Here is a 13,835-nt window from a genome sequence, read left to right as displayed (position 1 = left end):
CCGTAGGGACGCCCGCCCCGGCCCGGGGCCGGGAGGTCCCCAGGGGGACGCCCTCGGCCCGGGACGGCGACCCGGCTCAGTGCCGCTCCAGCTCCACCTTCGGCAGCACCCGGCGCAGCCAGGACGGCATCCACCAGGCACCGCGCCCCATCAGCTGCATCGCGGCGGGCACGACCAGACAGCGGATGACCAGCGCGTCCAGCAGGATCGCCACGGCGAGCCCCAGGCCGAACTGCTGGAGCATCCGGTCGGGCGTCAGCAGGAACGCGGAGAACACCACGATCATGATCGCCGCGGCTGCCGTGATGACCTTGCCCGTGGCGGCCAGCCCCTCCCGTACCGCGCCGTGCGGGTCCTTCGTACGCTCCCACTCCTCGTGGATGCGGGAGAGCAGGAAGACCTCGTAGTCCATCGAGAGCCCGAAGACGATCGCGAAGATCATGACCGGGATGAACGCCTCGATCGGACCGGGCTCGACGCCGAACCAGCCCTTCTGGAAGACCAGGGTGATCGCGCCGAGGGCGGCTCCGATGGAGACCAGATTGAGCAGCGCGGCCTTCAGCGGGATCAGGATCGACCGGAACACCGCGAGCAGCAGCAGTGTCGACAAACCGACGACGATGGCGACAAAGAGAGGCATCCGGTCGGAGACGGTGGCCGCGAAGTCCTCGGTGGCCGCGGTCGCCCCGCCCACCAGCAGATTCGCGTCGGTGGACCGCTCCAGCGGCGGGAGTACGTCGTCCCGCAGCCGGTCGACGAGCTGTGAGGTCTCACTCGCCTGAGGGGCGGTCTCGGGGAAGACGATGACCGTCGCCACGGACGCGTCCTCGCTCGGCAGCGGGCCGGTGGCCGCGGCGACCCCCGGGGTCCGCTCCAGCGCCTGCTTCACCCGGGCCGCCGCGTCGGCGCCGCCGCCGTCCGCGACCACGAACAGGGGGCCGTTGAACCCCGGGCCGAAGCCCTCGGCCAGCAGGTCGTACGCCTGACGGCTGGACTTGGTCTCCGGATCGCTGCCCGCGTCCGCGAAACCGAGCCGCATATCGAGCGCGGGCGCCGCCAGGGCGCCCAGCGCCACCAGGGACACGACCAGCGCCGCCCACGGGCGCCGCTGCACTCGCGTCGCCCAGCGCCGCCAGCCGGCCCCCTCGGCCCGGTGCGACTTCGCCGCACGCTTGGCGACCTGCCGCTGGATGCGCGCGCCGAACACACCGAGGAGCGCGGGGAGGAGGGTGAGCGAGGAGGCCATCGTGACCAGCACCGTCAGCGCGACCGCGAGCGCCACGCCCTGGAGCGAGCCGAGCCCGAGGACGACCAGGCCCATCAGGGCGATGATCACGGTGCAGCCCGCGAAGAAGACCGTACGGCCCGCCGCGTCCAGGGCGGTACGGGTGGCCTGTTCCGGATCGGAGCCGCGCAGCAGTTCGGTGCGGTAGCGGGAGAAGATCAGCAGGGCGTAGTCGATGCCGACGCCGAGACCGACCAGCATCATGATCGGCGGGGTGAAGTCGGCGACATCGGCGGCATGCGAGGCGAGCGCGATCAGTCCGACGGAGCCGCCCACCGCGAACAGCGCGGTGACCAGCGGCAGGCTCGCGGCCACCAGCGACCCGAAGAGGAACACCAGGATCACCAGCGCGGCCAGCATGCCTGCGCCCTCGGCACCCCCGCCGCCCGCCTCCTCGGCGTTCCGGGCCGCGTCACCGCCCACGGCGGCCTCGATCCCGCCGCCGTCGATCGAGTCGGCGGTCTCGATGATCTTCAGTACGTCGTCCTTGGGGACGTTCTGCGACGCTCCGTCGAGGGTGACCGTCGCGTATCCGACGGTGCCGTCCCGGGAGAGCGCCGTGCCGCCCGTGCCCGCCTCGTACGGACTGAGTACGCCGGTGACGCCCGGCAGCCCGGACACCTTTTCGAGCATCTCCCGTACGCGGGGTTCGACCCGGCCGTCGCGCAGTCCGTCCGCCGACTTGATCACGATCTCCACCTGGGCGTCGGCCTGGTCGGAACCGTGCTTCTCCAGGACGGCCTGCGCCTGGTGGGAATCCGTACCGGGCAGGGAGAAGTCGTTGTGGTAGTCGTTGCCCGCCACCAGGGACGCGGCGGTGATCCCGAGGACGACCACCACCCACAGGATCAGGGCGCGGAGCCGGTGGGTGTACGAGAAGGCGGCCAGTCGTTCGAAGACGCTGGGGCGCGTCGGGGTGGTCACGGTGTCTCTCCTGTCGGGTTCGCGGAACGTCACCCCTCAGGGGTGACGGGGTTCATCAGGGGTTCGTCGCGGGGTTCGTCGGGGGCATCGCGGGGTTCATCAGAGGTACGAAGGGCCGGTCACCCGGTGCCGGAACGCGTGCCACGTCCATGCCTGGACGGCGCACAGCAGGGGCGTGACCGTCAGCAGTACGGGTACGAGGAGGCCGAGCGTCTCCCGGTCCGCCGCCGCCGGGCCGAGCGGCAGCGCGCGGCCCGCCAGCAGGGGAAGCGCGGCCATCAGGACGCAGGTCAGCGCGAAGGACTGCCGGGAACCGGAGCCGCCCGGCGACGCGGGCCCGGTCCGGGTTCCGCGGGCGGGGGCGGGGGCGGACCGGGCAGGACCGGCCGAGGTGGTTTCCCGGGTACGGCCGGACTGCCGGGCCCCGGTGTGACGGGACTGCCGGGGCACCGGGAGGCCCACGAGCCGCCGGGCCCGCTCGAAGGGCGCTCCCGTCAGCCGCAGGGCGGCGAATCCGAGCCCATGGGCGCAGAACAGCACGGCGACGGCCAGCGAGGTGAGGACGGCGACCGGGCCGGAGGCGACGGAGCCCGGCGTTCCGCTGAAGAGCGCGGCCAGCAGCCAGCCCCAGGACAGCGCGACGGTCCAACTGCCGCACACCACCGCCCCGTCGCACCCCGCGCGCCACCGCCGCCAGGGCGCCCGGCCACGCAGCCACAGACCCATGTCGCGGACGATCCAGCCGGCCAGCAGGGCGATGAGGACCCCGAACTGGCCGCTGAACAACTCCCCCTCCAGTTCGGGGAAGCAGCCGATGAACACGCCGGCGGTTGCCACCAGCCACACCTCGTTGCCCAGGAAGAAGGGCGCGAAGGAGGTGAGGACGAGCCGTCGCTCGGCGTCGTCGCGGCCGAGATACGGAACGAGCATCCCGGTCCCGATGTCGGTGCCCGCGACGACGAAGTACCCGGCGGCGAAGAAGCCCAGCAGGGCGATGGCGAGAGTCTCCACGGCAGCGCTCCTTCAGTACCTGGTGGCGGGGAGGGAATCGGCCGGGTCGCTGTCGTCGGCGCGTTCGTCGTGGCCGAGACCGGATTCGGTGGGCCCCACGCGCGCGTGGCGCACGATGAGCCACCCGTTGACGATCGCCAGCAGCGCGAACAGAGCCGTGAAAGTGATCAGAGAGGCGCGCATCGCGCCGGGGGAGTGGGCCGACACGGCGTCTTCCGTCCGCAGCAGCTCATGGACGACCCAGGGCTGCCTGCCCGCCTCCCGGAAGACCCAGCCGCTGATCATCGCGAGGTAGGGCAGCGGTACGGCGGCCATGAGGGTGACATGCCAGAACCGGAATCGGAAGACGGCCGTCCTGATACAGCCGAGGATCAGTCCGGCGAGGCTGAAGTACATCATCAGCGCGAAGAGGAGCAGCATGATCAGCCCGGCACCGCGCGTCCACGCCTCCGACGGCACATGGTCACCGGGACCGAAGCGCGCCGCCATCTCCGCCTGGAGCCGGGCCACGTCCTCGGACTTCCCTTGGAAGACGGCCGACTTCATGGGGTTCAGCCTCGCGAGCTGAACGCCGCCGAAGACGGCGGTCACCAGCACCGCGGGGAACGACAGAAACACCCCGATCCGCAGGCTGAGGCCGAAGAACTCCCACTCCGGCGAGCGCCGGAACAGGTGGTAGGCGCTCACCCCCGCCATGAAGAACCCGGCCGTGAGCAGCGCGCCGCCGAGGACATGCCCGAACGCCAGCAGGGCGCTCGGGTTGGTGAGCAGCGCCCCCGCGTCGTCGAGGACCAGCCTGCCGCCCTCGACACGATGGCCCACCGGGTTGTTGAGGAACCCGTTGGCGACCAGGATCCAGTACGCCGACAGATAGGCGGTCAGGGTGACCACCCAGATCGTCGCCAGATGCACCCATCGGTTGAAGCGGTGCCAGCCGAAGATCCACAGCCCCAGAAATGTCGACTCGACGAAGAAGGCCACGATCGTCTCGACGGCGAGCGGGGCACCGAAGACATTGCCCGCGTAGTGGGTGAGCCCGCTCCAGCTCAGACCGAACTGGAACTCCATCACCAGGCCGGTGACGATGCCGACCGCGTAGTTGATGACATACAGCTGTCCCCAGAAGCGGACCATGCGCGCGTACAGCGGACGGCCGCCGATCGTCGCCACGGTCTGGACACAGGCGACGACGGTCGCGAGCCCCAGGGTGAGCGCGACAAAGAGAAAGTGACCGCCCGCGGTCAGGGCGAACTGCAACCGCGCGAGGTCCAGCGTCTCGGGGTCGGCGAGGGGAGCCGCGATCGGTACGGCGGCAAGGGAGGCAGGCACGATCCGAGATTCGCGGTACGGCACCCACCGCCGCGTCGGCCCGGGGAAGACACCGCCCGTACCCCAGCAGTCGCGCCCGCACCCGTCGGCGTACTACGGGAGTTGTCCCGCCCGCCCCGCGACCCTTAGGGGCGGTCGGCTCCCCGCCCCGCGAGGCTGCCCCGGACCCCGGACCCCGGACCCCGGCCGACCGGACCCCCGGACGTGCGTCCGGTCGGCGGGGGGAGAGCTACCCCAGCCAGCCCGGGGTGATCATTCCCGACTCGTACGCCAGGATCACCAGCTGCGCCCGGTCCCTGACATCCAGTTTGGTCATGATGCGGCTGACATGGGTCTTGGCGGTGGCGGGGGCGAGCACCAGCCGCCGGGCGATCTCGTCGTTGGACAGCCCGGCCCCCACCAGCCCCATGACCTCGCGCTCGCGCTCGGTGAGGGCGTTGAGCCGGGGGCTCGGGTCCGGCTGTCTGCTGCGGCCCGCGAACTCCGCGATCAGTCTGCGGGTGACGGCGGGTGCGATCAGGGCGTCGCCGCGGGCCGCGACCCGTACGCCGTGCAGCAGCTCCATCGGCTCGGTGTCCTTGACGAGAAAGCCCGTGGCTCCCGCGCGCAGCGCACTGTACACATAGTCGTCGACGTCGAAGGTGGTGAGGATGACGACCCGTACGCCCTCCAGCCGGGGGTCGGCGAGGATCCGGCGGGTCGCCTCCAGACCGTCGACGCCGGGCATCCGGATGTCCATGAGGACGACGTCCGGGTGCAGCTCGCGGGCGAGGGCGACGGCCTGCTCGCCGTCGGACGCCTCTCCGACGACCTCGATGTCGCCCTCGTCGGAGAGGATGGAGCGGAAGCCTGCCCGGACCAGCGTCTGGTCGTCGGCGAGCACCACGCGAATCATTCGGTTCCCCTTAAGGGCTGTCTGATGGATCCTGCCGGGCTCGCCTGATCCATCAGACAGGCCCCACCGGCAGGCGGGCGCTGACCCGGAAACCCTCTGTGGTGTTGTGTGCGGTCAGTTCGCCGCCGAACGCCCTGGCGCGCTCGGCCATCCCGACGATGCCGTTGCCGTGCGAGCCCTCGTCCGCCGAACCCACCCCGTCGTCCTCGATCCGCAACCGTACGTCGTCCTCCGAGTAGGCGATGGTGACGCGCGCGGTCCTCGCGCGCGCGTGCCGGGTCACATTGGTCAGCGACTCCTGCACGATCCGGTACGCGGCGAGGTCGACCGGCGGCGGCAGCGGCCGGGGGGAGCCCTCCGTGTGCGTACGGACCTCGATCCCCGCCGTACGGGCCCGCTCGATCAGCTCGCCGAGCCGTTCCAGACCGGGCACGGGCGCGGTCGGCGCGCTCTCGTCGGCCTGCCGCAGCACCCCGAGGGTGGACCGCAGCTCGCGCAGCGCGTCCTTGCTGGTGGCCTTGACCGCCGAGAGTGCCTCCTCGGCCGCCCTGAGGGCGTCCGGGGGCTGCGGCCGCTTGCCCAGCTTGTGCAGGACGGCGCTGGACTGGACGTTGATCAGCGAGATGCTGTGGCCGAGGATGTCGTGGAGTTCGCGGGCGATCCGCAGGCGCTCCTCCGTGGCGCTCTGCCGGGCCCGTGCCTCCTGTTCCCGCTCGGCGGCCAGGGCGCGCTGCTCCGCCTCGTGCAGATAGGCGGTACGGGTGCGCTGGGCCCGGCCGATGGCGACCAGGCTGATCAGCCACCCGGCCAGCATCGCGAGCGAGGTGTCGTCGATCTGGCGTTGGCCGGGCGACTGCCTGGCCTCGCCGAAGCCGACGGCGAGGAGGGTGATCGCGGCGAGGGAGACAGCGACGGTGAAGCGGCCCGAGGCGGCGACGGTGTAGAGCGCCAGCGCGAAAGCGATCATCAGCGGGCCGTCGTAGGTGGCCATCGGGTAGTAGACCGCGCAGGCCAGCAGGGTGATCACGGCGACCGCCGAGGGGCGGTCGCGCCGGAACCAGAGCGCTCCGCAGCCGACCGCGATGAGCAGCCAGGCGACGGCCGCGACGGCCGGCCGCTCGCTCTCATGACGCGTCGTCAGCAGTGTCCAGAGGACCACGACCGAGGTCACGAGGACGGTCAGCGCCGTGTCGGCCGCCCGCGCGGACAGCGGGCTGCCCGAGCTGCGGGTGGGGAGGTCCATGTCACGAAGGATAGGGGGGCGCCGGGCGTCCGGGAGCGGGCCGCGGGGGTGCCGGACGCATCCGCGGCACGCCGGGTGATGCGCTTGACACCAAAATCGAACATCCTTTCTTATGAGGGTTCGGCCACCTTCGGTTCCCCGGAGTTGTCCACAGGCCGGCAGCACGTCGGGCCGATTGTCAGTGGCAGGGGATAGCGTCATTGACGTGAAGCGATCGACACAAGCAAATCGGGTGGAACCCATGGCAGGAACCGACCGCGAGAAGGCGCTGGAAGCCGCGCTCGCACAGATTGAACGGCAGTTCGGCAAGGGCGCTGTGATGCGCATGGGCGAGCGGCCGAACGAACCCATCGAGATCATCCCGACCGGGTCGACCGCGCTCGATGTCGCGCTCGGCGTCGGCGGACTGCCGCGCGGCCGTGTCGTGGAGGTGTACGGCCCGGAGTCCTCCGGAAAGACCACCCTCACCCTGCACGCCGTGGCCAATGCGCAGAAGGCCGGCGGGGCGGTGGCCTTCGTGGACGCGGAGCACGCCCTCGACCCCGAGTACGCGAAGAAGCTCGGCGTCGACATCGACAACCTCATCCTCTCCCAGCCGGACAACGGCGAGCAGGCGCTGGAGATCGTCGACATGCTCGTCCGCTCCGGCGCGCTCGATCTGATCGTCATCGACTCCGTCGCCGCGCTGGTGCCCCGGGCGGAGATCGAGGGCGAGATGGGTGACTCGCATGTGGGTCTCCAGGCGCGGCTGATGAGCCAGGCGCTCCGGAAGATCACCAGCGCGCTCAACCAGTCGAAGACGACCGCGATCTTCATCAACCAGCTCCGCGAGAAGATCGGCGTGATGTTCGGCTCGCCGGAGACCACGACCGGTGGCCGCGCGCTGAAGTTCTACGCCTCGGTGCGGCTGGACATCCGCCGGATCGAGACCCTCAAGGACGGCACGGACGCGGTGGGCAACCGCACCCGTGTGAAGGTCGTCAAGAACAAGGTCGCGCCGCCCTTCAAGCAGGCCGAGTTCGACATTCTGTACGGGCACGGGATCAGCCGCGAAGGCGGTCTGATCGACATGGGTGTGGAGCACGGCTTCGTCCGCAAGGCGGGTGCCTGGTACACGTACGAGGGTGACCAGCTCGGCCAGGGCAAGGAGAACGCCCGGAATTTCCTGAAGGACAACCCCGATCTCGCCGATGAGATCGAGAAGAAGATCAAGGACAAGCTGGGGGTCGGCGTCAGGCTGGAGCCGCCGGGCGCCGAGCCGGGGGCGGACGCGGCGGTGGCCGGGGCTCCGGCGGATGAGGCGGCCAAGCCGGTCGAGGCGGCCAAGTCGGTGCCCGCTCCCGCCACCAAGGCCAAGGTGGCCAAGACAGCGGTGGCCAAGGGGTAGCGCGCTGTGCCTTTTTCACCAAAGAGGCGAACCGAAAAGCAGGGCGGCGGCGCCGACTCGTCGAGGGCCGAGAAGGAGCCGTCGCCCCAGGACCCGGCGGAGCGGGCGCGGGCGATCTGCCTGCGCCTGCTCACCGGGACCCCGCGCACCCGCAAGCAGCTCGCGGACGCGCTGGAGAAGCGGGAGATCCCCCCGGAGGTGGCCGAGGAGGTCCTCTCCCGGTTCGAGGACGTGGGGCTGATCAATGACGCCGCCTTCGCCGATGCCTGGGTGGAGTCCCGCCATCACGGCCGTGGTCTCGCCCGGCGGGCGCTGGCGCGGGAGCTGCACCGCAAGGGCGTGGACCCGTCCCTGGTCGACGAGGCGGTGGGCCGGCTCGATCCCGGCCAGGAGGAGGAGACCGCGCGCGAGCTGGTCGCCCGCAGACTCGGCTCCACCCGTGGCCTGGACCGCGACCGCAGGATCCGCCGCCTTGCGGGCATGCTGGCCCGCAAGGGTTACGGGGAGGGGGTGGCGCTCCGGGTGGTGAGGCGGGCGCTGGAGGAGGAGGGCGAAGACCTGGGTGACCTGCGGGACGATCTCTGACGCGGGGGCGTCGGGTCCGGGGAGCGGATCGCGGTCGGCCCGGCACGGCGCCGGGTGGGCACCGGGCCGGGGTCGCCCCTCCGGACCGCCGCCGGTCCCGGGCTGCACGTCTCGGTCCCGGGCTGTACGTCCCGGTCACCGGGGCTGCCACTCGTTTCCTGGGCACCCAGCCGTCCTGCCGTGGGTCCGTCCCGGTCACCGGGGCTGCTGCCACCACCCGGCCGCAGCCGGACCGGGGGCGTACGGCCGGCACCGTCCCCGCGCCAGGTGCCGCCCCGGGGCCGACAGGGCCGTCACCTCTCGACCGGGAGTCCCGCCGCCCGCCACGCCTGGAATCCGCCGATCAGGTCCGTCGCGCGGTGCAGACCGAGCTGACGGAGGGAGAGCGCGGCAAGGGAGGAGGCGTAGCCCTCATTGCAGATGACCACCACACGCAGTTCATGACTGACCGCCTCCGGGGCCCGGTGGCTGCCCTGTGGGTCGAGGCGCCACTCCAGCTCATTGCGCTCCACGACCAGCGCGCCGGGGATCAGCCCGTCCCGTTCACGCAGGGCCGCATAGCGGATGTCCACCAGCAGGGCGCCGCGCCCGGCCTCCGCGAGCGCTTGCTCGGGGTCGACCCGGTCCAGTACCTCGCGGACCCTCTCCAGCAGTTCGTCTATACCGATCGGGTCGTTCACTGCCAGTCCTCCGGACGCTCGACCTGCTCAAGGCGGAGCACCGCGCCGGACCGGCTGAAGCGGCGGATCAGCGGAAGGGGCGGAAAGTACGCGTGGACCGATACGGCGTGCTCGGCGACCGACTCGTTCAGCACCTCGTGCACATGGTGCCGGCCGAACGCCCGGCTGTCGCCCGCCGCGAGCCGCCGTTCGCGGTCGACGCCTTCGTGCAGTTCCAGGGCCTTCCAGCCGCTCGTGGGGAGGCGCTCGGCGAGCGAGTGCTCGGTCAGCTCGCCCGCCGCCGTGGCGAACGCGCCGAGCGACTCGGCGTGATCGTGCCAGCCGGTGCCCGTACCGGGCGGCCAGCCGATCAGCCAGGCGTCACTGCCGCCCGGACCGTCGAGACGCACCCAGGTGCGGCCCTCGGGGTCCAGCGGGAGCGAGGCGATCAGTTCCCGGTCGGCCGCGGCCCGCCGGACGAAGTCGAGCAATTCGGCGGCGGTCGGCGCCACCGCCTCGCCCCGACCGGACCGCACCGGGCCCGAGGTGAAAGCGGCATCGGAGTCGGCGGCGGTGGTGACGGCGTTGGCGGTACGGGCGGCGGTCGGCGGGACCGTAGGACCGGCAGCAGGGTCGGCGGAAGGACCGGCAGGACGGGGTACGGAAGCGACAACGGAAGGGAAAGGAGCGATAGGGGAGTCAGAGGCGATGGGAGCGCCAGGGGCAGGGTGAGGCTGAGAGTGGGACACGGAAACCGTCCTGGAAGTTCGCTGGAGCGCGCGCGGGGCCGAGGGGCCCCGGCGCGCGGGAGAAAGGCGAAGTCAGTACGACGGTCGACACACGCAGCCCGCGTAGCGGAGCAGGTCCATATGGACCCTCCGCCACAGGCGCACAAGGGTGTCGGTCACGTTCCGGAGTACACCACGCGTGATCGCACGGGTCAATCGAGACCAGGCGATGCCGGAGGATCTCAGATGTCCCCAGGTGTCCTCAGCTGCCCGACACCTGCGCTCAACTGCCCGACAACTGCCCTCACCTGCCCTCAACTGCGCTCAACTGTCCTCAGGTGACGTCAGCGGTCCGCTCGCCGCGCACCGCTGACGGAGCGCCACCGCGCGCCGCGTCGGCCGCCGCGTACAGCTCCGCGGGCCGCACCCCGGCGAAGGCGGCGACCAGATGCCCGTCCGGCCGGACCAGCAGGACGGTGTGCGCCGATGCCGCCGGATAGCTCTCCGTCACCAGCAGCTCCGCCCGGACCGGCAGCGCGCTCACCGCGGCGGCCAGTCTCGGCATCACTCCCGCGCTCTGCCAGTGCCGGCGGTCCCACACCCCCGTTCCCGGTGCCACCAGCACCACGAGCAATTGCCCCCGGCCCAGCCGGTCCCGCAGCCGCGCACTCGTCCCGTCCGGTGCCGTCACCCGTACGTCCGACACCGGTGCGCCCGCCGCCGTACCCACGAGGATCCCCGAGGGGGCGTATCCGGGTGAGAGAGGGGAGTGCGCGTAGGCGGGGGGCGCGCCCAGCGGACCATGACCCAGATGGCCGTCGGCCAGCAGGATGTCGTGCCCCCGGGTGGCACCCGGCAGACAGCTGCGCAGCGCGCTGCCGCCGCGCAGTATCGGCAGTGCCTGATCGGCCGCGCGCAGCCGGGCGGCCACGGATGCCCGGCGCTCCGACTGATAGCTGTCCAGCAGGGCGTCGGACGCGCCGTGGTGCCAGGTGTGCGCCAGCTTCCACGCCAGGTTGTCCGCGTCCCTGAGCCCTTCGTCCAGCCCCTGTGTACCGAGCGCGCCGAGCAGATGCGCCGCGTCCCCCGCGAGGAACGCCCGGTCCACGCGCCAGCGCCGCGCCAGCCGCTGATGGACGGTGTAGACGCCGGTGTCGAGGAGTTCGTACGGCGGTGTCGTGCCGCACCAGCCGGCCAGTGTGTCCCGGACGCGGGCCACCAGGGCGTCGGGGGTGACCAGTTCGCCGCGCGGCGGCAGCAGCCAGTCCAGCCGCCAGACATCGTCCGGCAGGGGCCGCGCCGTGACCTCCTCGCCGCCCGTGCGCCACGGCGGCTGACGGTGCAGCAGTGCCTCGTCGGGCCAGGGGAGTTCGGTGCGCAGGGTGGCGACGGCGTGCCGCTCCACCGCCGTACGCCCCGGAAAGCGGATGCCGAGGAGTTTGCGGACGGTCGAGCGCGCGCCGTCGCAGCCCACCAGATGGCTGCCGCGCCACCAGGTGGCCCCCGGCCCCCGGGTGTGCACGGTGACACCGTTGCCGTCCTGCTCCAGTGAGTCCACATGACTCCCGGTGACGAGCTGGATGTCCTTCCGGGCGCTGACGGCCTCCCGCAGACCGCGTCCCAGCGCATGCTGCGGGATGTGCAGCGGCGCGGGAACGGCGTCGTCGCCGAGCACCTGCTGCCGTACGTCCTGCTTGCGCCGCATCGAGCGCCAGCCGGTCCAGTGAGTGCCCTCGTCACGGACAGTGGTGCAGCCCAGCCGTTCCACCATGGCCGCCGTGTCGGCGCGCAGGACCGCCGTACGGGCGGGGCGGGGCTCTTCGTCGCCGGTGCCCTCGTCGAGCACGACGGACGGAACCCCTTGCTGGGCGAGTGCGAGAGCCAGCGCCAGTCCGACCGGGCCGGCGCCCACGACGATCACCGGGTCCACGGCGCGACTCCTCGGGCTCGCAGGGTCATGCCGAACGATGCTGTAGGAGCCCGGTGCGCGATCACAGAACGTATGCAACAGACTGGGGGTGCCTGCGTCAAGTGACGGGCGGGCGACATGGCGACGGCTGATCCGCCGGATGCGGGAAGTGGCGGTTGAAGCGGACAAAGAGGCGGTGGCCCGGCGCCACCGCCTCTTTCCCGATGAGATTCCGGCAGGACTCCCGGTGTGATGTCCGGCGGGAGTCGCTAGAGGTGCCGGCCCGCGTCGGGTGATGTGCCGTCAGGCGGTCCCGCCGCCCAGCCCGGCGTCGATGGTCTTGATGTCGACAACGGCTCCCGTGCTCTTCTTCCCCCGGCGGACCCTGCCTTCGAGCCAGCCGGCCAAAGTGGTCAGGGCGCTGTTGAGCAGGATGAAGAGCAACGCGACCACGGTCAGGGCGGCGATGGTGTTGGCGCCGTAGTTCGCGGTGATCAGGCGGGCCTGCGACAGCAGTTCGGCGAGCCCGAGTATCGCGCCGCCGAGCGCGGTGTCCTTGACGATGACCACCAGCTGGCTGACCAGGGCGGGCAGCATCGCCGTGACCGCCTGCGGCAGCAGCACGTAGGTCATCGACTGCCCCTTGCGCATACCGATCGCCTTCGAGGCGTCCGTCTGCCCGCTGGGGAGCGAGAGGATTCCCGCCCGGACGATCTCGGCGATGACGGAGGCGTTGTAGAGCACCAGACCCGTCACCACGGCGTACATCGGCCGGACTTCCGACGCGATGTCGCTGAACTCCACGAACGCGGCGCTGGCGAACATCATCAGCAGCAGTACCGGAATGGCGCGGAAGAACTCGACCACCGCCCCTACGGGCACCCGGATCCAGGCGTGGTCGGAGAGCCGGCCGATACCGAGGGCCGCGCCGAGCGGCAGTGCGATCGCCACGGCGAGCGCCGCCGCCTTGACGGTCTCCCACAGTCCGGGCAGCAGGAAGGTCGTCCACACCTGGGAGTCGTTGACGAAGGGGCTCCACTTCGCCGACGTCAGCTGGTCCTTGTCGGCCATGGTGGAGATCACCCACCACAGCACCAGCGCGAGGACCACGAGGAACAGCACCGTGTAGAGGAGGTTGCGCCGTTTGGCCCTGGGGCCGGGGGCGTCGTAGAGAACGGACGTCATCGCTTCACCGCCACACGCTTGGCCACCCAGCCGAGCAGCAGGCCCGTCGGCAGGGTGAGTACGACAAAGCCGAACGCGAAGACCGAGAAGACGGCGAAGAGCGCGTCCGCCTCGTTCTCGATCATCTCCTTCATCAGCAGCGCGGCCTCCGCCACGCCGATCGCCGCGGCCACCGTGGTGTTCTTGGTGAGGGCGATCAGCACATTCGCCAGCGGCGCGACGACCGCGCGGAACGCCTGGGGCAGGATGATCAGCGTCAGCACCTGGACGAAGCTGAGTCCCAGCGCGCGCGCCGCCTCCGCCTGACCGACCGGGACGGTGTTGATGCCCGACCGCAGCGCCTCACAGACGAAGGTGCCGGTGTAGGCGACCAGGCCCAGCACCGCCAGCCGGAAGCCGATGTCCTTGAAGGTGTCGGCGCCGAGCGAGAACCCCAGCGTCTGGTTGAGGCCCAGCGAACAGGCGACGATGACGACCGTCAGCGGGGTGTTACGGACCACATTGACGTAGGCGGTCCCGAAGGCCCGCATCATCGGGACGGGGCCGACTCGCATGCCGGCCAGCAGGGTTCCCCAGATCAGGGAACCTATTGCCGAGTAGAGGGCGAGCTGAACCGTCACCCAGAAGGCGCCGAGCAGGTCGTACTGCCCGGAATCTAGAAAGTCGAACACGTTGACCCGCGATCTCCCCTGGTT

Annotated in this window: 13 protein-coding genes; 2 read left to right on the top strand and 11 right to left on the bottom strand. The window is 71.2% G+C overall.

The genetic code is table 11. From position 1 onward, the window contains the following. Positions 1–76: 76 nt before the first annotated feature. The 5 genes from ACWF94_RS15895 to ACWF94_RS15875 form a co-directional block, all read right to left on the bottom strand. Complete coding sequence (locus ACWF94_RS15895) at positions 77–2,209, bottom strand: MMPL family transporter (protein WP_453487945.1); 2,133 nt, start codon at positions 2,207–2,209, stop codon at positions 77–79. Between the two features lie 99 nt (positions 2,210–2,308). Continuing rightward, positions 2,309–3,220 (bottom strand): cytochrome d ubiquinol oxidase subunit II, encoded by a 912-nt coding sequence (locus ACWF94_RS15890; protein ID WP_453487944.1) that lies wholly within the window; start codon positions 3,218–3,220, stop codon positions 2,309–2,311. 12 nt (positions 3,221–3,232) lie between these two features. Next, positions 3,233–4,549 (bottom strand): cytochrome ubiquinol oxidase subunit I, encoded by a 1,317-nt coding sequence (locus tag ACWF94_RS15885; RefSeq protein WP_453487943.1) that lies wholly within the window; start codon positions 4,547–4,549, stop codon positions 3,233–3,235. A 229-nt stretch (positions 4,550–4,778) separates the two neighbouring features. After that, the gene (locus ACWF94_RS15880; RefSeq protein ID WP_453487942.1) at positions 4,779–5,444 is read right to left on the bottom strand and encodes a response regulator; all 666 of its coding nucleotides are present in this window, start codon (positions 5,442–5,444) and stop codon (positions 4,779–4,781) included. 52 nt (positions 5,445–5,496) lie between these two features. After that, positions 5,497–6,687: a sensor histidine kinase gene (locus ACWF94_RS15875; protein WP_453487941.1), complete on the bottom strand. Its 1,191-nt coding sequence runs from the start codon at positions 6,685–6,687 to the stop codon at positions 5,497–5,499. 241 nt (positions 6,688–6,928) lie between these two features. Here ACWF94_RS15875 and recA point away from each other — a divergent pair, with 241 nt between their 5' ends. After that, positions 6,929–8,074, top strand: a complete 1,146-nt coding sequence (gene recA / locus ACWF94_RS15870; protein WP_453487940.1) for a recombinase RecA — start codon at positions 6,929–6,931, stop codon at positions 8,072–8,074. 6 nt (positions 8,075–8,080) lie between these two features. Further along, complete coding sequence (gene recX, locus ACWF94_RS15865) at positions 8,081–8,659, top strand: recombination regulator RecX (protein WP_453487939.1); 579 nt, start codon at positions 8,081–8,083, stop codon at positions 8,657–8,659. Between the two features lie 293 nt (positions 8,660–8,952). On the opposite strand, the gene ACWF94_RS15860 is transcribed toward recX, so the two are convergent. The 6 genes from ACWF94_RS15860 to ACWF94_RS15835 all read right to left on the bottom strand — a co-directional run bounded on the left by ACWF94_RS15860 (position 8,953) and on the right by ACWF94_RS15835 (position 13,811). Further along, positions 8,953–9,345, bottom strand: coding sequence for a rhodanese-like domain-containing protein (locus tag ACWF94_RS15860; RefSeq protein ID WP_453487948.1), 393 nt, complete (start codon positions 9,343–9,345; stop codon positions 8,953–8,955). Next, positions 9,336–9,854: a cysteine dioxygenase gene (locus ACWF94_RS15855; protein ID WP_453487938.1), complete on the bottom strand. Its 519-nt coding sequence runs from the start codon at positions 9,852–9,854 to the stop codon at positions 9,336–9,338. The genes ACWF94_RS15860 and ACWF94_RS15855 overlap by 10 nt, the downstream gene beginning before the upstream one ends. Before the next feature lie 285 nt (positions 9,855–10,139). Further along, positions 10,140–10,211, bottom strand: a complete 72-nt coding sequence (locus ACWF94_RS15850; protein WP_453487947.1) for a putative leader peptide — start codon at positions 10,209–10,211, stop codon at positions 10,140–10,142. Between the two features lie 169 nt (positions 10,212–10,380). Next, the gene (locus ACWF94_RS15845) at positions 10,381–11,976 is read right to left on the bottom strand and encodes an FAD-dependent monooxygenase (RefSeq protein ID WP_453487937.1); all 1,596 of its coding nucleotides are present in this window, start codon (positions 11,974–11,976) and stop codon (positions 10,381–10,383) included. A gap of 282 nt (positions 11,977–12,258) precedes the next feature. Further along, positions 12,259–13,140 carry an amino acid ABC transporter permease gene (locus tag ACWF94_RS15840; RefSeq protein WP_453487936.1) on the bottom strand — a complete coding sequence of 294 codons (882 nt, stop codon included), beginning with the start codon at positions 13,138–13,140 and terminating at the stop codon, positions 12,259–12,261. Then, the gene (locus ACWF94_RS15835; RefSeq protein WP_453487946.1) at positions 13,137–13,811 is read right to left on the bottom strand and encodes an amino acid ABC transporter permease; all 675 of its coding nucleotides are present in this window, start codon (positions 13,809–13,811) and stop codon (positions 13,137–13,139) included. The genes ACWF94_RS15840 and ACWF94_RS15835 overlap by 4 nt, the downstream gene beginning before the upstream one ends. Positions 13,812–13,835 lie beyond the last annotated feature (24 nt).

This window comes from Streptomyces sp. NPDC055078 (assembly GCF_053607985.1).
This window is presented reverse-complemented; position numbering and strand designations above follow the sequence as displayed.